We start from the raw sequence: 22,717 nt of genomic DNA, 5'->3' as shown, positions 1-22,717 counted from the left end.
GGCCTCCCGGTCCTCCCAGCACTCAAAGATGTTGGGGCAGCCGGCCTCCTCGCACACCGTGTGCAGGCCCTGGCCCTTGACCAGGTTCTTCATTGCGATGAACTCGCTGCCCATCTCGACCTTGGCCTTCATCCAGTCGGGCTTGCGCTCCACCGGAACCGCCGCGTTGCGCTGCTCAATGCGCAGCATCTTCCGTCCCTCGGGTGCCAGGGTCACAGCAATGCTCCTTCCACCGGGCTTTGCTCGCGCGAGCCCCCGGCAGCTTCAGGGTGGGATCCGGAGCTTGCCGGGTCCGCGATGAGGGGTGCCAGGAGGCGGCTGGCCGCTGCCTTCAGGACGGGAACCAGGTCTGCGGGGCCTACGTCGTCGCCGGTTTCCGCAGCAATGGTGGTGGTGCCGGCGTCGGCGATGCCGCAGGCGATGATCTGGGCATACGGTGCCAGGTCGTTGTTGGCGTTGATGGCGATGCCGTGCATCGTCACGCCCTCGTGGACGCGGATGCCGATGGCGGCAACTTTGCGCTCGGGACCCTTGTCGTCGGCGGGCAGCCAAATGCCGGCCCTGCCCTTGACCCGGACGCCGGCCACGCCAAAGGCGGCCAGAGTCTCGATGATGATCTCCTCCAGCGTGGTGACGTACTCGCGGATCCCGTGGGCGTCCTTGAGCTTCAGGATGGGATAGGCCACCAGCTGCCCGGGGCCGTGCCAGGTCAGCTTTCCGCCGCGGTCCACGTTGATGACGGGGGTGCCGTCAAAGGGCCGTTCGTGATCTTCCGTGCGTTTTCCAGCCGTGTAAACAGCGGAATGTTCGAGCAGCAATACCGTGTTTCCCGCAGTGCCGGCGACGACGGCGTCGTGCACTTTGCGTTGTTGGTCCCAGGCACCGCTGTAGTCGACAAAATCCGGGGCAAAACCGACCTCTGTGAACTCAACAGTCATGTAGCCACTTTAGAGGACGAAGCTGCTTCACCTAAATCGAAAAGGCGGCTCCCGGACCCCATGCCTGTGGATAACTTTCGGCGGGGTGGGCAAAAATGGGCTATTACTGACATATGGACGCAAACGGGGTGCAGACGCAGCGGGGCCGGGTGCCCGTACTGGATGGATTCGACACCGTGCGCCGCTTGGGCGGCGGTGCGCAGGCCGAGGTGTGGCTGGTCCGGCCGGCGGACGGCGGCCCGGAGCTGGCGGCGAAGTGCTTCACGGCACCCGCGCCTGCGGCCACGGACCATGGGGGCGGCGTGTCCGGGCCGGCACGTCACAATGAAAGCGAAATCACACAGGAGTGGCGGATTCTGGCCCAATATGACCACGAGCACCTGGTCCGCATCCATGGCGTGGCGGAGTTGCGCGGGCCCGGCGGGTGGGCGCTCCTGATGGACCACGCCGGCGGTGGTTCCGTCCAGGACATCGTGGCGTCGCGGGGCCCGTTGACCGTGGGCGAGTGCGTCACCGTCCTGACACCGCTGGGTCAGGTGCTGTCCCATCTGCATGGCCGCGGCGTGGTCCACGGCGACGTGGCCCCCGGCAATGTCCTGCTGACGGTGCACGGCAAGCCCGTCTTGGGCGATCTCGGCCTTGGGCGCCTCGTGGGTCAGCCGCCGGGCCGTGCCGCCGGCACGCCGGGCTTCTTCTGCCCGCGCGACGACGGCGTGTCCCCGGCTTCGGACGTCTACGCCATGGCCGCCGTGGGCTGGTATGCCCTGACGGGCCATGCGCCGGCGGCCGCGCGGGACCGGATTCCGCTGGCCATGTACGCGCGCGGCGTGCCCGACGAGCTGGCCGCCGCCCTGGAGGCCGGGCTTGCCGAGGATGCTGCCCAGCGCCCGACGGCGGCCGAGCTCGCCCAGGCGGTCTTCCGCAGCGCCCGGGCGGAGCCAGTGGCGCTGGCCCAGTCGGTTCATCCGAGCGTCCTGCCGGAATTGCTCACGCGGCGCGACGCGCGCAGGCCGGCCCGCAGCGTGTTTGCGGCGCCTCTTCGCAGGCTCCGCCGCCCGGGCCGGCCAGGCCTGCCACTGGCGTCCCTGGGGGCCGCGCTGGCCCTGGCGCTGGCCGGTGCAGGATTCGTCGGCTGGCGCGGGGTGGTGGGAAACGGCGGCGGTGTCGGCTCCCCGTCGGTCGCCGCGGATGGCCGGGTAGCAACGGCGACAGCGACGGCCGCGACACGGCTCAACGTGCCGTCCGCCGCACCGGGCGGCACCGCCGGCAACGCCCCGGCCGCGGCGGGCGAGGCGGCCTCCCTGGTGGCACTGGGCCCGCAAGCCGCGTCGTTTCCGGCGGAGGTCAGGAAGGGCCTCCTGTCGCCCGCGCCGGAAAACGCACTGGCGGCCCTGGCCTGGGTGCGCTCCTACGCGCTGTCCAATGCCGACCTGGGGATGTTGGAGGCGGTCAATGCGGTGGGATCGCCGGCCATGGCCGCGGATGTGATGGTTGTCCGGGCACTCGCCGCCGCCGGTCATTCCTACTCGGGGCTTGAAACGGTGGTTTCGGGAGCAGCCGTGGCCAGCCGGGAGTTGGTGCCGGACGGAGCCGACGCCCCCTATGCCGCCGCCACGGTGTCGGCAACGGTGGCCACCAGCCCGTTTGCGGAACAGGACGCGGGAGGTGCGGTGGTGTATTCGCAACCGGCCGGGCAGCAGCAGCGGCTCCGCATTGTCCTGGTGCAGGTCCGTTCGCGGTGGATGGTCCAACAGATCCTCCCGGGCGGTGGCTAAGATACGTAAATGACCTCCTCCAGTTACCTTCGCCACCCGCACCTGCACAAGGACCTGATCACCTTCACAGCCCAGGACGATGTTTGGGTTGCTCCACTGGCAGGGGGCCGGGCCTGGCGGGTCTCCGCTGAACAGTCCCCTCCGCGCAATCCCCGTTTCACCCCGGACGGGGGCACCTTGGTGTGGACCGTCACCCGCGGCGAGGCACCCGAGGTCGTAGCCGCGCCCGTGGACGGCGGCGCGGTGACCCAGCTGACCTACTGGGGGCATGCCGGCACCAAGGTCAAGGGCTTCACCGCGGACGGCAGGGTCGTGGTCACCAGCGCCTGGGAACAGGCGGATTCCCGGCTGACCTGGGCCTACGCCGTCGACCTGGCGAGCGGCCGCCGCGAACGACTCAACTACGGCCCCGTGGACAGTGTGGCGTTTGGTCCTGTGGTGGGCGACGAGCGCCCCGTGGTGGTCTCCTCGGTGCTCTCCCGCGAACCCGCCGCGTGGAAGCGCTACCGCGGCGGAACCTCCGGAAAGCTGTGGATCGACGCGGACGGAGCGGGCGAATTCACCCGCCTGGCCCCGGAGCTGGACGGCAACCTGTGCGACCCCATGTGGGTTGCGGGGCGCATCGCCTTCCTTTCCGACCATGAGGGCCACGGCAACCTGTACTCGGTGCTGCCGGACGGTTCCGGGCTGCGCCGGCACACCGACTTTGAAGGCTTTTACGTCCGCCACGCCAGCACCGACGGCACCCGGATTGTCTTTGAATCTGCCGGCAACCTGTTTGTCCTGGAAAACTTGGACAGCGAGGCCGTCCAGCTGGACATCGCCCTGGGGGCCGTCAACGGCGCCCGCGTCCCGAAGCTGCTCAATGCCGCCAAGCACCTCAACGAGGTGGTTCCGGCGCAGGACGGGCGGGCCAGCGTGGTCGAGGCGCACGGCACCGTGCACCTGCTGACCCACCGCGGCGGCCCGGCCCGCGTCATCGCCGCCGACCCCGGGGTCCGCGCCCGCCTGGGCCGCCCCCTGGGCACCGGCCACGTGCTGTATGTGGCCGACGCGGGAGGCGAGGAGGCCCTGTACATTCGGGCGCTGGGCGGGTCCTCGGCCGGGCCGGCGGACGGCGCGGCAGTGCCCGCCGCACCGCCCACGCCGGAAGATCACGCGGAGGCGGGGGAGGACACCATTGGGGAAACCGTGCAGCTGCCCAAGCCGGTCTCAGCCCGGGCCGTCAACGTGGACACCTTCCACGTCGACGTTCCCGCCGGGCCGGCCGATACGCAGCCAGGCACCCCGGACGCCGCGGCCGGTTCCGCCGGCACGGCAACGGCACCTGCCGCGGCAACGGCAGGTGCCGGAGCCGCCACCCGGCGGATCGGCGGGGAGGAGCTGCGGCGCATCACCTACCCGTCGCGGACCCGCGCGGCCCAGGTGGCCGCCAGCCCGGACGGGGCGCGGATCGCCGTTGGCACCGAGTTCGGCGAAGTGCTGCTGGTGGACGTGGCGGCCGGGACCATGGAGCAGATTTCGCAAACGCCTGCGGGGGCCGTGGCCGAACTCTCCTTCAGCCCCGATTCCGCGTGGCTCCTGTGGAACGAGCCCGTCGACACGGGAGAGAACCGCTCCAAGCTCCGCCTCGCGGCGGTGGCCCCCGTGGACGGCCGCGACCGGGTCATCGACCTCACGGACGGGCGCTTCATGGACTTCAGCGCCGAATTCACCCGCGACGGAAAGTACATTGCCTTCCTGTCCCGGCGCAGTTTTGACCCGGTTTATGACACCCATTCCTTCGACCTGAGCTTCCCCGCGTCCACCAAGCCGTTCCTGTTGGCGCTGGCCGCGGACACGCCATCGCCCTTCGGGCCCGATGTGGACGGCGCCCCGCAGGCCGGCGCCCCGCAGACGGGGACCGCCGGGACGGGGACCGCCGGGACGGGCGGGGCCGGCGTGGAGGCCGCCAATGTACGCACCACCGTGGACACCGCCGGGCTCGCCGCCCGGATCATTGCCGTGCCGGCAGGGCAGGACCGCTACGTCGCCTTGAAGCCTGTCGACGGCGGCCTGCTGTGGCAGCTCGACCGCAGCGGCGGCACAACCGGCGAGGGCCTCGCCCTCGCCTCGGACAAACCGGCCGCTGCCGCCCTTGACCGGCTGGACCTGGCCACCCGGAAGGTCACCCGCGTGGTCGAGGAACTGGACACCTTCCGGCTCAGCGGCGACGGCCGGTGGATCGTCGCAGTCCGCGGCGAGAAGGTCACCGTGCTTCCGTCCACCGCCAAGGCCGACGACGACGCCGACGACGTCACCGAGGTTGACCTGGAAAGGATCGTGCTCCGGCTGGACCCCGTCCAGGTGTGGGGGCAGGCCTTTGACGAAGCCTGGCGGCTCCAGCGCGACTTCTACTACACGCCGGACATGGCCGGAACGGACTGGGACGCGGTCCATGCCCGCTACCGGCCCATCGTGGACCGGCTGGGCAGCCACGACGACCTTGTCGACCTGCTGTGGGAGCTGCACGGCGAACTGGGCACCTCCCATGCCTACGTGACACCCGCGCCCGACGTCGAAGAGGGCGCGGGCGCCCAGGGGCACCTTGGCGCCGTGTTTGAGCCGACGCCCGCGGGATGCGCCATCGCCTCCATTATCGCCGGCGAGTCTTCGGACCCGGGGGCGTTCTCCCCCCTGGAGGCGCCTGGCGTTGCCGCCCGACCCGGCGAAATCCTTGAGGCGGTCAACGGCATCCCCGTGCCCGCGGAGGGCCCGGACGAGCTGCTGGCCGGTACGGCGGGCAAGATCGTGGAGCTGACGCTGCGCAGCGCCAACGGGGCCAACGGCGAAGGTGCCGCGCCCACACGGCGCATGGTCGCCGTCGTACCTTTGAAGAGCGAGGAGCGGCTGCGCTACCAGCAGTGGGTGGCGGACAACCGGGCCATGGTGCGCAAGGCCTCCAAAGGCAGGTTCGGATACCTCCACGTGCCGGACATGATGCCGCGCGGATGGGCGCAGCTGCACCGCGACCTCGACACGGAGACGGCGGCGGACGCCCTGGTGGTCGACGTGCGGCGCAACCGCGGCGGGCACACCTCGCCACTGGTGGCCGAGGCCATCAGCAAGCGCATGGACGCCTGGGCCATCTCCCGCGGGCACGGGCCGGAAATCTACCCGCCGCAGTCGCCCCGCGGCCCCGTGGTGGTACTGACGGACGAATTCGCCGGATCCGACGGGGACATCATCACGGCCGTCGCCAAGCTGCGCGGGATCGGCCCCGTGGTGGGCATGCGCACGTGGGGCGGCGTGGTGGGGATCGACGGGAAGTTCTCACTGGCCGACGGCACCGGGGTCACGCAGCCGCGCTACGCCTTCTGGTTCCGGGAGGGCCAGGGCTTCCATGTGGAAAACTACGGTGTTGACCCGGACATCGAGGTGCCGTTCGCGCCCCACGACCATCTGGCAGGCAACGATCCGCAGCTGGAGGCGGCGATCGGCGTGCTGCTGGAAATGCAGCAGGAAATCCCCACGGTGCGCCCGCCCGAGCTGGCCGGGTACCGCAACCTGGCGACGTCCCCGCTGCCGCCGCGTCCGTAAGGGCCTGGACAACGGATGTGGCCGCCTTCCCGTCGGGGAGGCGGCCACATCCGTATTCGGGACCCGAAATTTGGGCCCACAGCTCCGAGGGACCCAAACCCCGACTCGCTTGCGAGTCGGGGTTTGGTAGGAGCTGGGGACTACGCGTCGAGCGTGGCGTCCAGTGTGATCTCAATGCCGGCGAGGGCGGCGGAGACGGGACAGCCGGCCTTGGCCGCGTTGGCAATGCTGTCAAAGTCCTCCTGGCTGATGCCGGGGATCTTGGCGGCCAGCGTCAGGTGGCTGCCGGTGATGCCGGTGCCGGGCACGAAGGTCACGGCGGCGGAGGTGTTGACATAGTCCGCAGCCTTCCCTGCCTCGCTCAGTGCGGCGCTGAACGCCATCGCGAAGCAGGCCGAGTGGGCGGCGGCGATCAGTTCCTCCGGGCTGGTCTTGCCCTCGGCCTGCTCGGCGCGGGCCTTCCAGGTGACGTCAAACGTGCCCAGCCCCGAGCTGTCCAGCGTGACCTGTCCGGCACCCGTGGGAAGGTCGCCGATCCAGCCGGTGTGGGCATTGCGAGTCGTAGCCATGTTTACTCCTTATAAAGGTTTCTCTGGTTCGATGCCCTGAGGCTCAAGGGCATTCATAACCACCCTATGCCGAAGAGTCCGGGGGCGCGCGCGGATTACACCGTCCGCATGCCCAAACTGTCATCCATCATGATCAATTCCACCAACGCCGCGGGGCTGGCCGCGTTTTGGGCAGGCTATTTGGAAACGGGCATCGAGGCCCGTCCTTCCACTGGCACGTGCTGGCGGACCCCGACGGCAATGCGTTCTGCATTGGCCGGGCCAACGGGTAGCTGTCAGGACCAGATGGTGGCCACGGCGATGTTGACCAGAGCCATTCCGCCCACGGCGTGGGCCAGCCCGGTCGGGACGGACTGGTTCGCCCGGGCCTTGCGGTAGCCAATGATGGCCGGCACCAGCACCGCGATGGCGATAAGGAGCTTTACCGTGATCTTTGCATAGTTGACCGGCTCATGGGTGGCACCCAGGATGCCCACCAGCGCCAGGCCGGTGACGAGCTGGGCGATGGCGCCCCACAGCTGGATGGGGAGGACGGTGGGCTTCTTGAACGTGGCAAACCAGCCGCCGACAATGGCGGCGGCGCCGAGGACGTGCAGGAAGACGAGGATGTTCGTAAGTACAGTCATGCCCACAGTTTAGCGACAAAGTGTCCACAAAAAAGCAGCGGGGCCGCCTCCCGTGAGGAAGGCCACCCCGCTGGCTGCGGATGTTGCGCCTTACAGGCCCAGGTCGGCCTCAAACGCGCCCTCTTCCAGGCGGGCCTTCAAGGTCTGCAGGAAGCGGCCGGCGTCGGCGCCGTCCACCAGGCGGTGGTCGTACGTCAGGCTCAGGTACATCATGTGGCGGATGGCGATGGTGTCGTCGCCGTCGGCGTCGGCCACGACCACGGCCCGCTTGACGATCGCGCCGGTGCCCAGGATCGCCACGTTGGGCTGGTTGATGATGGGGGTGTCGAACAGGGCGCCGACGGAGCCGATGTTCGTGATCGAGAACGTGCCGCCGGAGAGCTCGTCCGGGCCGATCTTGCCGCTGCGGGTGCGGGCGGCGACGTCGGCGATCCTCCCTGCCAGGCCGGCCAGGTTCAGGTCGCCGGCGTTGGAGATGACCGGGACCAGCAGGCCCTTGTCGGTGTCCACCGCGATCGCCAGGTGCTCGGCGTTGTGGTAGGTGATCTCCTGGGTTTCCTCGTTGTACTCGCCGTTGACCTTGGGGTGCTGCTTGAGCGCCTCGGTCACCGCCTTGGCAATGAAGGGCAGGAACGTGAGCTTGGTGCCGTTCACCGCCTGGAACTGGTCCTTGGCCTGGTTGCGCAGCTTCACGATCCGCGTCATGTCGACCTCGTGGACCTGGGTCAGCTGCGTGGAGATGTCCAGCGACTCGCGCATGCGGCGGGCGATGACCTGGCGGATGCGGGGCGCCTTGACCGTGGTGCCGCGCAGGGAGGAAGGCACGACGGCGGGGGCGGCCTTGGGCGCGGATGCGGCGGCGGACGCCGGGGCTGCCGCGGCTGCCGCGGCGTTGGCGGCATCCGCCGCCGCCAGGACGTCCTGTTTGCGGATGCGCCCGCCCACGCCGGAACCGGAGACAGCGGCAATGTCCACGCCGTGCTGGTTGGCGAGCTTGCGCACCAAGGGGGTCACGTAGTTGGATTCGGCGCCGGGTGCAGGTGCGGCCGGAGCGGGTGCGGCGGGGGCAGGTGCGGCCGGAGCTGGCGCGGCGGGGGCTGGCGCGGCGGCCGGAGCGGGTGCTGCTGCGGCAGGTGCGGCGGGGGCTGGCGCGGTGGCCGGAGCAGGTGCCGCCGGAGCGGCTGCGGCGGGGGCTGCGGCAGGTGCGCCGGAGCCAATCAGGGCCAGGACGCCGCCAACCTCGGCGGTTTCGTCTTCCGGCACCCGGATTTCCAGGAGCGTGCCGGACACGGGGGAGGGGATCTCGGTGTCGACCTTGTCGGTGGAGACCTCCAGCAGCGGCTCGTCCACATCGACAGAGTCGCCAACGGCCTTCAGCCACCGGGTGACGGTGCCTTCCGTGACGGACTCGCCCAGAGCGGGGAGCTTGACCTCAAAGGACTCGCCGGAGGGGGCCGCGGGCGCTGCGTCTGCCGCGGGCTCTTCTGCGGGCGCTGCGTCTGCCGCGGGTGCTGCCTCTGCCGCGGCCGCGGGGGCAGCGTCCGCCGCGGGTGCCGACTCGGCAGCCGGTGCTTCCGCGCCGGCGCCGTCGCCGGAGCCGATCAGGGCCAGCGGGGCGCCCACTTCAGCGGTCTCGTCCTCGGGAACCAGAATCTGCTCCAGGATGCCGGCGAACGGCGACGGGATTTCGGTGTCAACCTTGTCGGTGGAGACCTCCAGCAGGGGCTCGTCCACTTCGACTCGCTCGCCGACCTGCTTAAGCCATCGCGTGACGGTTCCTTCGGTGACGCTTTCACCCAAGGCGGGCAAGTTCACGGATTCAGACATTTCGTCCCCGTTCTCCTTTTTGTGCGGTGCCAACAAAAGCACCAAACATAAAATTCATGAGTAATGATTGTTTGTATTTGAGCTTAGTGCACCCGGCGCGGGCGCCGGGTGCACTAAGCAAGGGTCCTGCTAGCCGTGGAGCGGGCGGCCGGCCAAAGCCATGGCCGCTTCCCCGAGGGCTTCGTTTTGGGTGGGGTGTGCGTGGACCAGGCCCGCAACATCCTCCGGGTAGGCTTCCCAGTTCACGATGAGCTGGGCCTCGCCGATCTGTTCGCCCACACGCGTGCCGATCATGTGCACGCCCACCACGGGACCGTCCTTTTCGCGGACGAACTTGATGATGCCGCCGGTGCCCAGGATGGCGCTCTTGCCGTTGCCGGCCAGGTTGTATTCGGTGGTCTCAACGTTGCCGTCGCCGAACTTCTCCTTGGCCTGCGGCTCGTTCAGGCCGACGGAGGCGATCTCGGGGTCGCAGTAGGTGACCTTGGGGACGTTGATGTCCTCAACGACCACCGGCTTCAGGCCGGCGATTTCCTCGGCCACGAAAATGCCCTGCTGGAAGCCGCGGTGGGCCAGCTGGATGCCCGGGACGATGTCGCCCACGGCGTAGATGTTGCCGACGCCGGTGTGCAGGCGATCATTGGTGATGACGAAGCCGCGGTCGACCGTGACGCCGGCTTCCTCGTAGCCCAGGCCTGCGGTGGAGGGGCCGCGGCCCACGGCTACCAGCATGAGGTCGGCCTCGAATGTCTTGCCGTCCACCAGCGTGGCCTTGACGCCGTCGGCCGTTTGCTCGACGCCTTGGAAGAAGGTGCCGGTGTTGAACTTGATGCCGCGCTTGCGGAAGGTGCGCTCGAGGACCTTGATGATGGCCGGGTCCTCGTTGGGGACCAGCGACGGCAGGCCCTCGATGATGGTGACGTCCACGCCGAAGGACTTCCAGACAGAGGCGAACTCGACGCCGATGACGCCGCCGCCGAGGACGATGACGCTCTGGGGCACGTAGTCCATGGTGAGCGCCTGGTCGGACGTGATGACCTTGCCGCCAATTTCCAGGCCGGGCAGGCTGCGCGAGTAGGATCCGGTGGCGAGGACAATGTTCTTGCCCGTGTAGTTGACGCCGTCCACCGTGATCGTGTTGGGCGCGGTGAGCTTGCCCTCGCCGTCGATGACGGTGATGCCCTTGCCCTTGATGAGCCCCTGCAGGCCCTTGTACTTGCCGGCAACGATGCCGTCCTTGTACGCGTTGACGGCGTTCATGTCGATGCCGGTCAGCTCGACGTTGACACCGACCTTGGCGCCGTCGCGGGCGTGGTCGGCGACCTCCGCAGAGTGCAGCAGGGCCTTGGTGGGGATGCAGCCGTTGTGCAGGCAGGTGCCGCCCAGCTTGTTCTTTTCCACCAGTCCCACGGTCAGCCCCAATTGGACGGCACGCAGGGCCGCGGCGTATCCGCCGCTGCCGCCGCCGAGAATCAGGATGTCGAATTCTTGCCCAGCTGCCTGTTCGGCCACTTAGACGCTCCCTCGCGTTCGGATGGCGCACGTGTACGCGCCATCACACTTTTTTGTTGGGGCAGGGCCGCCGCCGTGCGTGCGCCGCGGCCCTGCCATGTCCTGCAGGATTCAAGGCCAGGACAAATACGTTCAGCAATTACCTTAGCCGCCCGATCTACCATGCTCCACCTCGGTGGCGTCACAGTAAAGCTGTTTGTGGTCATACTCACTGTGTGCTTGGACACCGCCCTGGCCACGGTGATTGGGCGCCCGTGTTGTGGGGCCGTGCCCTAGACGCTGCGGGCCACCACGTCCTCGACGTAGGCCACGAGCGTGCGCACCGCCATGCCCGTGCCCTGCTTGGGCGTGTACCCGTACGGGGCGCTCTCGTTGAAGGCGGGCCCGGCAATGTCCAGGTGGGCCCACGGGATGGTCACGCCGGACTTGTCCTTGCCGATGAACTCCCGCAGGAACACCGCGGCGGTCATCATGCCTCCCATCCGTTCGCCAATGTTGGCCATGTCGGCCACGGGGGAGTCCAGGGAGGGACGCAGTTCCTCCGGCAGCGGCATGGGCCAGATGAGTTCGCCGGCGCGGTCCGCGGCGGCCTTCAGGGCCGCGCTGACGCCGTCGTCGCCCATGACCCCCGCCGTGCGGTGGCCCAGGGCCACCACCTGGGCGCCGGTCAGGGTGGCGACGTCGATGATGACGTCGGGGAATTCCTGCGAGGCGGCCACCAGGCCGTCGGCCATGACCAGGCGCCCCTCGGCGTCGGTGTTGAGCACCTCCACCGTCTTGCCGCCGAAGATGGTCAGCACGTCGGAGGGGCGGATGGCCGTGCCCGAGGGCATGTTTTCGGCAATGCACAGCCAGCCGGTGACGTTGACCGGCAGGCCCAGGCCGGCCACGGCAAGAACGGCATTGAGGACGGCGGCCGCCCCGGCCATGTCGCACTTCATGGTGATCATGCCCGCGCCCGGCTTGATCGAGATGCCGCCGGAGTCAAAGGTGATGCCCTTGCCCACCAGGGCGAGGTCGGCCACGGCCTTGTCCGACTTGTATTCCACCTTCACCATGCGCGGCGGGCGGGCGGAGCCCTGGCCCACGCCCATGATGCCGCCGTAGCCGTCCTTGAGCAGGCGCTTCTCATCCATGACGGTCACCTTCACCGGCAGGCCCTTGGCCAGGTCCTTGGCCGCCTCGGCGAACGTGGCGGGGTACAGGCGGCTCGGCGGCTCGTTGACCAGCGTGCGCGTGGCGTTGACGGCCTGGGCGACGACGGCGGCCCGGTCCAGGGCCGCCGCCAGCGACGGGTCCTTGGCCAGGGAGGAATAGATGGTGACCTTGGCCACGGGGTCCTTCACGCCGTCCTTGCTGGAGTGCAGGCTGGCGTAGCGGTAGGCGCCCAGGGCGGCACCCTCCGCCAGGGCGGAAACCTGTCCCACCGCCGTCGTCGGCAGGGCCAGGACCACGTGCTTGAGGCCGGCCAGCTGGCGCACGGCCGAGCCGGCGGCACGGCGCAGGGATTCCTCGGTGATCTCAGTGCCGGACAGCTTGCCGACGCCGGCAAGCACCAGCACCTTGGCCCCGGTGTCCGGCAGGCCTGGCAGGCGGACCAGCTGGTCCGCCGCGCCGCTGACGCCCAGGGCGTCCAGGGACGCCTTCAGGGACGCCACGGCGGAAGCGGCCAGGGGGGAGTCAAGGATGACGGGTCCGTCGGCACCCTTGCCGACGCCGATGACCAGTGCATCCGCGGCAACTTTCTTGAGGTCTGCGCTGATGACATTGAAGCTGACGGTGTGGCTCGCACTCACGTTGTATGTGTCCTCACGATGGTCGTTGACAGAAGATGGTGGAACTTCCTTTTCGATCGTAGCCTCTTTGCCAGGCCGGGGGGCCGTGCCCGGCTGCGGTACCGTATGACGCATGAGCGAAAACCCCGAGGAACTCCTGCACGGACCGCTGCACCAGTGGCATGTTGACCACGGTGCGAAGATGGCGGGGTTTGGCGGCTGGCTGATGCCGCTGGCGTACGACGGCGGCGGGGTGGTTGCCGAGCACACTGCCGTGCGCACCACGGTGGGCCTTTTTGACGTTTCACACCTGGGCAAGGCCGGGATCCGCGGCGCCGGTGCCGTGGAATTCGCCAATCGCTGCCTGTCCAATGACCTGGGCAGGATCAAGCCCGGCAGCGCCCGGTACACCCTCGCCCTGACGCCCGAAGGCACAGTCATCGACGACCTCATCGCCTATTTGCGCGCCGACGACGACCTCTTCCTCATCCCCAACGCCGCCAACACCGCCGCCGTCGTGTCCGCCTTGGCGGCTGCCCGCGACGCGGAGGGGGCCGGCGTCGAGATCACCAACCTGCACCGGGACTTTGGCGTGTTCGCCGTCCAGGGCCCGCGGTCGGTGGCCGTCATGGATGCCCTCGGCCTCCCGCAGCCGGCCGACTACATGTCCTTTGTCGACGCGACGGCCAACATCGGCGGTGCGCCGGTTGACCTGACCGTGTGCCGCACCGGCTATACGGGGGAGCACGGCTACGAGATCGTGCCGCGCTGGGACGACGCCCTTGCAGTCTGGGAGGCGCTCGCCGCGGTGGTGGAAATGCTCGGCGGCAAAGCGGCCGGCCTGGGCGCGCGCGACACCCTCCGCACGGAGATGGGCTACGCCCTGCACGGCCACGAACTCTCCACGGACATCACCCCCGTCGAGGCCGGCGTCGGCTGGGCCGTGGGCTGGAAGAAGGATGCGTTCTGGGGCAAGGAGGCGCTGGCCGCCCAGAAGGCCGCCGGCGCACCCCGCAAGGCCGTGGGCCTGCTGGCCACGGGGCGCGGCGTGCCGCGCGCCGGCGCCAACGTGCTCGACGACGCCGGCGCCGTCGTCGGGCAAACCACCTCAGGGACGTTTTCGCCCACCCTGGGCACCGGCGTCGCACTTGCCTTGGTGCACCCCGCCGTGCAGTTGGGGGACTCCCTGGCCCTGGACATCCGCGGCCGCCGCCTGGGCGTGAGCGTGGTCAAGCCGCCGTTTGTGCAGGTGCGCGTCTCGGGCTGAGCCGCCGGCCCGGGAACGGGGCCTTCACGTAAACGCTGGCCAGGCTGTGGGTGTCCGGGATGATTCCGGGCACCCACGGCGTTGTGCTGGTGAGAGAGACAAGCTGGTGAGGAAAACCATGAAGAACATTGCGTACACGCCGTTTCAAGACCCCGAGTCCCTGTATGCCCTCAATGAGGTGCTGCTGGAGGACGAGGACCTGCGCGGGCTGAACCTGTTGATGTCCTTCACCGGATTTTCCGACGCCGGGCAGGTCATCCACCAAATCGCCGGCGAGCTCATCGACCAGCTGGCGGCCGAGCCCGTGGCAGTCTTCGACGTGGACCAGCTGATCGACTACCGCTCGCGCCGGCCGCGGATCACATTCACGGAGGACCATCTCAGCGACTACAAGGCGCCGTCGCTGGTGCTGTACCGCATGATCGACGCGCTCGGCAAGCCGTTCCTGTTCCTTTTCGGCAGCGAACCTGACCTGCAGTGGGAGAGGTTCACGCTCGCCGTGCTGGGCCTGGTGCGCCGCCTGGACGTAAACCTGACCGCATGGGTCCATTCGGTGCCCATGCCGGTTCCCCACACCCGGCCCATTGGCGCCACCGTGCACGGCAACCGCCCCGAGCTGATCGAGGGCATCTCGGCATGGAAGACCACCCTGGACATTCCCTCCGCCATCGGCCATGTGATTGAGTATCGGCTGGCCGCCGAGGGCCGGAACGTGGTGGGCTACGCCATCCACGTCCCGCACTACCTGGCCGACGCCGAGTACCCGCCCGCCGCGGTTGCCGGGCTGGAATACCTGGGTGCGGCGGCGTCGCTCATGCTGCCCAGTGAACGGCTGCGTGAGGCCGGACGCGCCGTGGAACGCCAGATCACCGAACAGGTGGAGGGGTCCGCCGAGGTGCAGGCCGTGGTGCGCAACCTCGAGAAGCAATACGACGAGCACAGCGACGGCACGGAGCGCCGGTCCCTGCTGGCCGGCGACAACGACGAGCTGCCCGACGCCGACGAACTAGGTGCCGCCGTTGAGGCCTACCTGGCCAGCCGCGACGCCGGACCGGCGGCGGGAAGGTCGTCCGGCGTCGCGGACGACGGTGATTCCGGCAACATCTAGCCCCGGGCGGGGCAGTCGCGGCGGTGGCGGCCCCTGCCGGGCATAGGCTTTCCCTGTGGACAGTAAACGCGCATGGACCATCTGGGGAATCGGTGTTTTTGCCTACCTCGTCGCAGTAACGCAACGCACCTCCTTCGGTGTGGCCGGCCTGGAAGCCACCAGCCGCTTCCACGCAACTGCCTCCGCACTCTCCGCCTTCACCGTCATCCAGCTGCTGGTCTATGCCGTCCTGCAGGTTCCCGTGGGCGTCCTGGTGGACCGGTTCGGCCCCCGCGTCATGATTGCCTCCGGTGCCGCGCTGATGACCATTGGCCAGCTCCAGCTCGCCGCGGCCACCTCCGTCCCCGGCGGCGTTGTGGGCCGCATCTTTGTGGGGGCCGGGGACGCCATGACCTTCATTTCGGTGATCCGGCTGATCCCGGCGTGGTTCCCATCGCGCAGGGTGCCGCTGCTGACCCAGCTCACCGGGCAGCTGGGCCAGTTCGGGCAGCTGATCTCCATTGCACCGTTTGCCATAGTGCTTCACGGCTGGGGCTGGAGCCCGGCATTCCTGGGCCTGGCCGCCCTGGGCCTGCTGGCCTGCGTGCTCGCGGGCGCACTGCTGCGCAACGCCCCCGAAGCCGCCGCCGGCCCCGCCGTGCAGCCCGGCATCAGGGAAACCGCCGCGGACCTGGCGAAGGCCTGGACCCAGCCGGGCACGCAGCTGGGCATGTGGAGCCACTTCTCCACGCAGTTTGCCGGCAATGTATTCGTCATGACGTGGGGCTACCCGTTCCTGGTCTCCGGCCAGGGGCTCGATCCTGCCGAGGCCACCGTCCTGCTGAGCCTGTTTGTGGTGGTCGGCATCATCTGCGGGCCGCTCTTGGGCGGCTGGGTGGGCCGGCACCCGATGCGCCGCTCCACCATGGTGCTGGCGGTGACGGCCGTCATCACGGCGGCGTGGCTGGCCGTGATCCTCTACCCCGGCGCTGCGCCGCTGTGGCTGCTGGTCCTCCTGGTGCTTGCCCTGGCCCTGGGCGGGCCCGCGTCCATGATCGGCTTTGACTTCGCGCGCACCTTCAACCCGTCGCACCGCATTGGAACCGCAACGGGCATTGTGAATGTGGGCGGATTCTTTGCTGCCCTGGTCACCATGTACGTGGTGGGCCTGATCCTGGACCTGCTAAACACCAACGGCTTTTCGGCCGGCAAGCTGTACTCCCTGGAGTCCTTCAGGATTGCGCTGTCGTTCCAGTTCATTGTGCTGGCCGTCGGCGCGGCCGCCGTTGTCCGCGTGCGCGGAAAGGTTCGCCGCCGGATGGCCCTGGCCGGGGAAATGGTGCCACCGCTCCGCGTGGCCCTGGCCGACAACCGCCGCCGCAGGGCGCAGTACCGGGCGGAGCTCCGGGCCGGGCGCGACGGCGGCCCCGGCCCGGGGGAGCGGAACGACCCCGGCGCATAAGTGCCAACGGGCCCGGCGTTATCCACAGATCCGCCCGTTTCCCCGCCTGCCCCTTTTGGGCGCCCGCTTCCTTGGCCAGCCTTGAACCATGAGCAAACAAGAGAAGATTAAAGTCAGCGCCGGCGAGGACCTGCTCGCCTTCATCCCGCACATCGTCGGGTACTGGCCGGAGAACAGCGTGGTGTGCATCGGGATGGCGGGGAAGGCGTTGCGCGCCACCATGCGCCTGGACCTGCCGGAGGGCGGGCCCGCCGACCTGGACCACTTCGCCGACGTCGCGGCAGGCCAGCTCGGCACCGACGAGCGGGCCGACGGCTCCCTGGTCGCCATCTTCGGCGGCCCGGACTGGAGCGACCCGGAGGATTTTGCGCACCGGGAGGTCTTCGACACCCTGCGGGCCGCGCTGGCCCGGGAGGGACTGCCGGTGCGTGATGCCTGGTACGTGGGCCGGGACCACTGGAGGTCCATCAACTGCGGCAACCCCGTGTGCTGCCCATGGCCAGGGCACAGCAACAGCAAGATCACCGGCAGCCTTGTCAGTGCCGAACTGGTCTTCCGTGGCAGCAGCGTCGAAGACAGCCCCCGGCAGCGCGTGCCCGCCATGACCGCAGTGCGGGACCCGGAGCAGTCAGCCAAGGTGGCCCGGGCGGCGGAACCGTTTCTGGCGCCCCTCGGTGCGCACGGGACGGCGGAAAACCAGCTTGTCGTGACCCTGGGCGCGTGGGAGCGCGCCCTCGCTCACTGGCCCGAACAGCCGGACACCGTCATGACGGGATACCTGGTGGCCAGCCTGGGCAACACCGCCGTGCGCGACGCCGTCCTCGTTTCCCTGTCGGCCACCCCCGAAATGTCCCTGGCGGGCGTCCTGGGCACCGGCTATCTTCAGCCGGACGTGCCGGAGCCGGTGGTCCCGCAGCACTGGTATGGGTCCAGCCAGGCCGCGGGCTACGACATCGCGATCCTGGACGAGTCCGACGCCGCCATTGATGCGGCGGCCGGACTCTTCAGCGACGCCCTGCTTGGCGGCAGCGCCGGGGAACACCGCCCGGCGCTGGCACCCAATTGGACCAGGATGGACCAGGCGGAGGAACTCGTGCTGCATCTGGCCGGGTCCGTGGACGGTGAGGCCAAGGCGCCCCTGCTGTGCGTGCTGGGCTGGATACAGTGGTGCCGGGGGCGGGGTACCTGGGCGGGGGCATACTTTGTGGAATCCCAGAAGTTTGTTCCGGAATACAGGCTCGCGCAGCTGCTGGACAGGCTGTTGCAGGTGGGATTTGTGGCGGCATGGGCCAAGGACCAGCAGACGGCCTGGCCCGGGTATCGCCGGCAGGTGGAGGCTGCCTGAACCGTGCCGGGAGGCGCGGAAAACATGAGACAATGGAGGCCGCGACCCGGTTGGGTCCGTGTTTTGCGCCGCACTTCGTGCTGGCGGTTCTTTTTCGATAAACCCCATGCGTGGCGGCGGGAACAATGCCACTCCACGGGGAGTTATACGTAAAGACCCTCCAGGTGGAAGTGATGCGCAAAGGCAACACGGACTTGACAGGGTCATAGTGGTGTTGCCCCAAGGTAACTCCACAGACCGCCGCAAGAAAGGTTTTCTGTGTCTGCTACTTCCAAGAGCAAAGACTCCGCAACGATCGAGGTCAATGACCCAGCCGACGCGCCGCTGACCCCGGCACAGAAGCGCGCGGCCACGAAGAAGGCCGCCATGGCTTCGGCCGGCAAGGCCGCCCCGAAGGCCGCCGTCCGCCGCACCAAGGCCGCCAAGGTCGAAGAGGAAGCTGCCGACGTCGCGGTCGAGGAGGAAGATCCGGAAACGGGCTCCGAGAAGGCTGCCCTGCCGGCCGCCACGGGCACGGGCTTTGTCTACTCCGACTCCGACGACGACGACGCCCCCGTCCAGCAGGTCATGTCCGCCGGGGCCACGGCGGACCCGGTCAAGGACTACCTGAAGCAGATCGGAAAGGTTGCACTGCTCAATGCCGAGCAGGAAGTCGACCTGGCGCTGCGCATCGAGGCCGGCCTCTTCGCCAACGAAAAACTGAATTCCGCCGAGGCCGACACCATGGACGTGCAGCTCAAGCGCGACTTGCAGCGCATCGTGCACGACGGCAAGCGGGCCAAGAACCATCTGCTGGAAGCCAACCTCCGCCTGGTCGTGTCCCTGGCCAAGCGCTACACCGGCCGCGGCATGCTGTTCCTGGACCTGATCCAGGAAGGGAACCTGGGCCTGATCCGCGCCGTCGAGAAATTCGACTACACCAAGGGCTTTAAGTTCTCCACCTACGCCACCTGGTGGATCCGCCAGGCCATCACCCGCGCCATGGCCGACCAGGCGCGCACGATCCGCATCCCCGTGCACATGGTGGAGGTCATCAACAAGCTGGCCCGCGTCCAGCGCCAGATGCTCCAGGACCTGGGCCGCGAACCCACGCCCGAGGAGCTGGCCAAGGAATTGGACATGACGCCCGAGAAGGTCGTCGAGGTGCAGAAGTACGGTCGCGAGCCCATCTCGCTGCACACCCCGCTCGGTGAAGACGGCGACTCCGAGTTCGGCGACCTCATCGAGGACTCCGAAGCCGTTGTCCCCGCCGACGCCGTGTCCTTCACGCTGCTGCAGGAACAGCTGCATTCCGTCCTGGACACCCTCTCCGAGCGCGAGGCAGGCGTGGTGGCCATGCGCTTCGGGCTGACCGACGGGCAGCCGAAGACTTTAGACGAAATCGGCAAGGTTTACGGTGTCACGCGCGAGCGCATCCGCCAGATAGAGTCCAAGACGATGTCCAAGCTGCGCCACCCGTCACGCTCGCAGGTCCTGCGCGACTACCTGGACTGAGCCACCTCGGCACCCGGGCAGCGCTGTACCTTGGGCCCACGCGCCCGGGGGTTCCCGGCCCGAGGCACAAGGTACGAGGCGCAAGGTAAGAGGCACAAGGTACGGGCGGCGTGGGTCACTTCCTTGCAAGCAGGCAGGCGGCGGCCTCCGTGCGGCTGGAGGCGCCGAGCTTGCGCATGATCGCCGAGACGTGCACGCTGGCCGTCTTCGCGCTGATGAAGAGCCGCTCGCCGATTTGGCGGTTCGTGAGCCCGTCGGCCACAAGGGCCAGGACCTGGTGTTCCCGCTCCGTCAGTTCGTCGGTGTTGGGGCGGTGCCTGGGCCCGTCCAGCGACAGCCCGGCCCGTGCGGCAAAGTCGCGGCCCAGCCCGGCCACCAGGCGGGCGCCCAGCGCCTCGGCGCCGTCGACGGCCGCCCGCAGGGCAGCCGCCGCCTCCATCCGCCGTCCGGCGGCCAACTCGGCCTCCCCGGCCCGCAGCCCGATGTAGTGGCGCAGGTGCGCCGGCAGGGCGGCCGCAAGGCCCTCGGACCGGTGCCATGCGGCGGGGTCGTCGCCCGTCCCCAGGCGCCCGCCGAGTTCCGCGTCAAAAAGTGCCGCCCAGGCGGCATGGGTGGGCCAAAAGGAGTCGCGGGCCAGCACGGCACGCAGGCGGGACTCGTCGTCGCCGGCCGGCTGCGCCATGGCCGGCTGCGTCCCGGCCCGGCGCCGCGCGGCAAGCACCCTCGCGGCCAGCGCCAGCAGGGGCAGGTCGTAGCCCGGCAGCGGCCGGAAGTCGGGGCCAAGGACGAACAGGACTTCCTCCCAGGCGCGGTCCAGCTCGCCGCCCGCCCAGGCCAGCTCGGCCCTGAGCGCGGCGAAATGCAGGCGGGACTGCATTTCCACGGCCGCCAGCTCGCGCAGCAGCGACTCCCACCGCCTGAACAGGCCCTCCGCGCCCGCCACGTCCCCGCCCCACAATGTCAACCAGATTTTCGAGCGGATCAGGTAGCCGTGGAAGGAACTCGGCGGGGAGAGCTGCAGGTTGCGTTCGAGCAGCGCGGACGCCCTCGCCCAGTCGCCGCGCGCAAACAACGGGTCCACGGCGTTCGAGGACAGGATGGCGCCCGAGGTGCGCGCCACGCCGAGCTGCCGGGCACGCTCGATCCCCGCCTCGGCAACCTCAATTGACTCGTCGTAGAGTCCCAGCAGGTTCAGGGCGTCCGAATAGTTGACCCGAAAACGCAAAAGCGCCTGCCCGTGGCCTTCGGCCAGGTGCTCGGCCGCCTCCACGTCCTCCCGGCCTCCGGCAATGTCCCCGGAGCCGATCCGGGAAACACCGCGCAGGTTGGCGGCCACGGAACGCTCCTCGGCGTTTCCGATGGCCGTGGCCAGCTCCAGCGCTTCCGACGCCTCGGCCACGGCTTCCTCCAGCCTCCCGGAGAGCATGAGCCGTGCCGCCAGCCAGTTCAGCAGCCTGGCGCGCAGCTTTTCGTCCACCCCGGGCGGGACCAGTTCCAAGGCTTCGCGCAGCAGTGGTTCGGACCCGGGCTTGGCGTTGATGCCAAGGTACGTGGCCTGGGCGGCGAGCAGGCGTGCCCGCTCCGGGCCCGTTGCGGCGGGGTCACGCACTGCCAGCCTGATGACCGCGAGGGACCGTTCCCCGTCCCCTGCCAGGTTGTGCGCCCCGGCCGTGCGCCCCATGAGCCGGTAGCGGGGCATGCCGGCCATCTGTTCCGGCTCGCTGACGCTGTCCCACAGCTCCAGGGCGCGCTCGCCCATGCGGGCCGAGGTCGTGTAGGCAAAGCTGCGCCACGCCTCGCCCATCGCGTCGATGGAGGCCTTGAAGGTCTTGTCGGGGACATTGGCAGCATCCCAGTGGTAGGCGATGGCCGCCGTGTCGCGGCGCGCCGGGTCCTGGTTTTCCAGCGCCTGCGCGTAGCGGGTGTGGAAGCGCGTGCGTTCACCCGGGAGCAGGTCGGAGTGGATCGCTTCGCGCAAAAGGGCGTGCCGGAACGTGTAGCTGTCGCCGTCAATGGTGATCAGATTGGCCTGCTGGGCCAGGCGCGCCGAGGCTTCGAAGCCGTCCTCCACCTGGTCAAACGCGTGCTCCGCCAGCGCGTGCGGCACGCAGGTCCCGCCGGCTGCAATCACGCGCAGGAAATACTGGACGGGCTCGTCCATCCTCTCGTACCGCGCCAGCAGCAGGTCCCGGAGCGACGAGGGGAGTTCCGTGGTGGAAGCGCAGGCGCCCAGCCCCGCCAGCTCCTCGACGAAGAACGGAATGCCGTCGCTGCGGGAGAGTACATTTTCCACAAGCTCGTAGTCGGCGGGGGCCGCCGTGATGGCCTCAAGCTGCTGGCGCACCTGTTCCCGGTTGAGCCGGCCGAGCTGGATGTTCTTGGCGAAGCGGCCGCGCTCCACTTCGGCCAGGAAGGCCCGCAGCGGGTGCCCCCGGTGAACATCGTCCGTGCGGTAGCTCATGACGAGCAGGAACTGGCCGCCGTTGAACGCGCGCAGGATGAAGCTCAGGACGGCCAGGGTGGACTCGTCCGCCCAGTGCAGGTCCTCCACCACGACGACGGTCGGCCGCCCCTCCGCGGCACGTTCCAGGACGGTGCTGACCGCTTCCAGCACCAGGTTTGCCGTGGAATTCCCCGGCTCCGGCATGCCGGCTTCCGGCAGCAACAGCGAAAGCGCGTCCCGCCCCGGACCGGCAAGGTCCAGCAGCCCGGCCAGGCCGGTTTCTCCGGCCAGGTCCCGCAGCACCGCCGTAATGGGTGCATACGGCGTGGCGAGCGGGCCCAGGTCAACGCACTGGCCGGAGAGGATGCGGGCCGTCCCGGAGATGCCGTTGAGGAATTCGCGCAGCAGCCGGGTCTTGCCGAGGCCGGCCTCGCCGGCAACCACCACGGCCTGGGGCTTGCTCTGCACGGCGAGCCCGTAGGCGTCGGTGAGGGCGCGCAGTTCCTCCTCACGCCCAATCATGTGGCTGCCGGCCTGCGATGACTGCATATAACCATCCTGCCACGCCCCGCCGCCGCGCAGCAGGGCCGTCACGCGTTGGAATGGACCGCGTCCACGGGGGGTCTTGCCGGTGAGGGGCTGCGGTGGATGCGCAGCTGCAGCCGCTGCCGCAACCGCTGCGAAACGGTCGGGTTCCGCTGGAACCGGGGGTCCGCCCCCTCCGCACCGCGCAGCAGCCGCCGCTGTTCCAGTGCCACCGCCAGCTCGCGTTCGTTCTGCTGCCGCGTCATGAGTGCCATGAAGTCGTTCATTGCCGTCCCCTTGCCCAGGAAATGCCTTGTTTGATGACTCCATCCTTCGCCGTTGGCCACGGCCGAACATCGGGCAGATGCCTTATCTTGGGGCGGCGCCAGGGCGCCCCGCCCCGCTAAGGCGCCTTAGCCGGGGACGCGCCCACGGTGGGGAGAGGCAGGCCGGCGGGGTCCGGCGTCGTGCTTTCCATGGAGTTTCCGGCGCG

The 22,717-nt window shown here is 69.1% G+C and carries 15 protein-coding genes and 1 pseudogene; 7 read left to right on the top strand and 9 right to left on the bottom strand.

What is annotated here, in order from left to right:
- Nucleotides 1–216, bottom strand: a pseudogene (locus G6034_RS18865) (lipoyl synthase); the annotation flags it as partial.
- On the bottom strand, nucleotides 213–938 hold the full coding sequence (gene lipB / locus G6034_RS18860; RefSeq protein WP_176636643.1) for a lipoyl(octanoyl) transferase LipB: 726 nt from the start codon (nucleotides 936–938) through the stop codon (nucleotides 213–215). The pseudogene G6034_RS18865 and the gene lipB, both read right to left, overlap by 4 nt.
- Before the next feature lie 176 nt (nucleotides 939–1,114).
- Between lipB and G6034_RS18855 the strand changes: the two genes are divergently transcribed.
- Together G6034_RS18855 and G6034_RS18850 are read left to right on the top strand one after the other, a co-directional pair.
- Nucleotides 1,115–2,713 carry a serine/threonine-protein kinase gene (locus G6034_RS18855; RefSeq protein ID WP_218064075.1) on the top strand — a complete coding sequence of 533 codons (1,599 nt, stop codon included), beginning with the start codon at nucleotides 1,115–1,117 and terminating at the stop codon, nucleotides 2,711–2,713.
- A gap of 9 nt (nucleotides 2,714–2,722) precedes the next feature.
- Nucleotides 2,723–6,292: a S41 family peptidase gene (locus G6034_RS18850; RefSeq protein WP_176636641.1), complete on the top strand. Its 3,570-nt coding sequence runs from the start codon at nucleotides 2,723–2,725 to the stop codon at nucleotides 6,290–6,292.
- A 140-nt stretch (nucleotides 6,293–6,432) separates the two neighbouring features.
- Here the strand turns inward: G6034_RS18850 and G6034_RS18845 are convergent, their stop codons facing one another.
- From G6034_RS18845 to G6034_RS18825, 5 genes are all read right to left on the bottom strand, one after another.
- Complete coding sequence (locus G6034_RS18845; RefSeq protein WP_176636640.1) at nucleotides 6,433–6,861, bottom strand: OsmC family peroxiredoxin; 429 nt, start codon at nucleotides 6,859–6,861, stop codon at nucleotides 6,433–6,435.
- Nucleotides 6,862–7,136: 275 nt separating this feature from the next.
- On the bottom strand, nucleotides 7,137–7,487 hold the full coding sequence (locus G6034_RS18840; RefSeq protein ID WP_176636639.1) for a hypothetical protein: 351 nt from the start codon (nucleotides 7,485–7,487) through the stop codon (nucleotides 7,137–7,139).
- Nucleotides 7,488–7,577: 90 nt separating this feature from the next.
- Nucleotides 7,578–9,314: a 2-oxoglutarate dehydrogenase, E2 component, dihydrolipoamide succinyltransferase gene (gene sucB, locus G6034_RS18835; RefSeq protein WP_176636638.1), complete on the bottom strand. Its 1,737-nt coding sequence runs from the start codon at nucleotides 9,312–9,314 to the stop codon at nucleotides 7,578–7,580.
- 129 nt (nucleotides 9,315–9,443) lie between these two features.
- A complete protein-coding gene (gene lpdA, locus G6034_RS18830) occupies nucleotides 9,444–10,826 on the bottom strand; it encodes a dihydrolipoyl dehydrogenase (RefSeq protein ID WP_176636637.1) in 1,383 nt (460 codons plus the stop codon).
- 272 nt (nucleotides 10,827–11,098) lie between these two features.
- The gene (locus G6034_RS18825) at nucleotides 11,099–12,622 is read right to left on the bottom strand and encodes a leucyl aminopeptidase (RefSeq protein WP_343038162.1); all 1,524 of its coding nucleotides are present in this window, start codon (nucleotides 12,620–12,622) and stop codon (nucleotides 11,099–11,101) included.
- Nucleotides 12,623–12,734: 112 nt separating this feature from the next.
- Here G6034_RS18825 and gcvT point away from each other — a divergent pair, with 112 nt between their 5' ends.
- The 5 genes from gcvT to G6034_RS18800 all read left to right on the top strand — a co-directional run bounded on the left by gcvT (nucleotide 12,735) and on the right by G6034_RS18800 (nucleotide 19,256).
- Nucleotides 12,735–13,868: a glycine cleavage system aminomethyltransferase GcvT gene (gcvT, locus tag G6034_RS18820; RefSeq protein ID WP_176636635.1), complete on the top strand. Its 1,134-nt coding sequence runs from the start codon at nucleotides 12,735–12,737 to the stop codon at nucleotides 13,866–13,868.
- Between the two features lie 118 nt (nucleotides 13,869–13,986).
- Nucleotides 13,987–14,976, top strand: a complete 990-nt coding sequence (locus G6034_RS18815) for a proteasome assembly chaperone family protein (RefSeq protein WP_176636634.1) — start codon at nucleotides 13,987–13,989, stop codon at nucleotides 14,974–14,976.
- Nucleotides 14,977–15,031: 55 nt separating this feature from the next.
- On the top strand, nucleotides 15,032–16,417 hold the full coding sequence (locus G6034_RS18810; RefSeq protein WP_176636633.1) for an MFS transporter: 1,386 nt from the start codon (nucleotides 15,032–15,034) through the stop codon (nucleotides 16,415–16,417).
- Nucleotides 16,418–16,505: 88 nt separating this feature from the next.
- Nucleotides 16,506–17,762 (top strand): DUF4192 domain-containing protein, encoded by a 1,257-nt coding sequence (locus G6034_RS18805; protein WP_176636632.1) that lies wholly within the window; start codon nucleotides 16,506–16,508, stop codon nucleotides 17,760–17,762.
- 258 nt (nucleotides 17,763–18,020) lie between these two features.
- Complete coding sequence (locus tag G6034_RS18800) at nucleotides 18,021–19,256, top strand: RNA polymerase sigma factor (protein WP_176636631.1); 1,236 nt, start codon at nucleotides 18,021–18,023, stop codon at nucleotides 19,254–19,256.
- Nucleotides 19,257–19,371: 115 nt separating this feature from the next.
- On the opposite strand, the gene G6034_RS20220 is transcribed toward G6034_RS18800, so the two are convergent.
- Together G6034_RS20220 and G6034_RS18790 are read right to left on the bottom strand one after the other, a co-directional pair.
- Entirely contained in the window at nucleotides 19,372–22,248 is a 2,877-nt protein-coding gene (locus tag G6034_RS20220; protein WP_176636630.1) for a helix-turn-helix transcriptional regulator, read from the bottom strand.
- A 41-nt stretch (nucleotides 22,249–22,289) separates the two neighbouring features.
- Entirely contained in the window at nucleotides 22,290–22,511 is a 222-nt protein-coding gene (locus tag G6034_RS18790) for a hypothetical protein (protein WP_176636629.1), read from the bottom strand.
- Nucleotides 22,512–22,717 lie beyond the last annotated feature (206 nt).

It is taken from the genome of Arthrobacter wenxiniae (genome assembly GCF_013376105.1).
GTDB lineage: Bacteria > Actinomycetota > Actinomycetes > Actinomycetales > Micrococcaceae > Specibacter > Specibacter wenxiniae.
The sequence above is the reverse complement of the archived record's forward strand: the minus strand, read 5'-3'. Positions and strand labels throughout refer to the sequence as shown.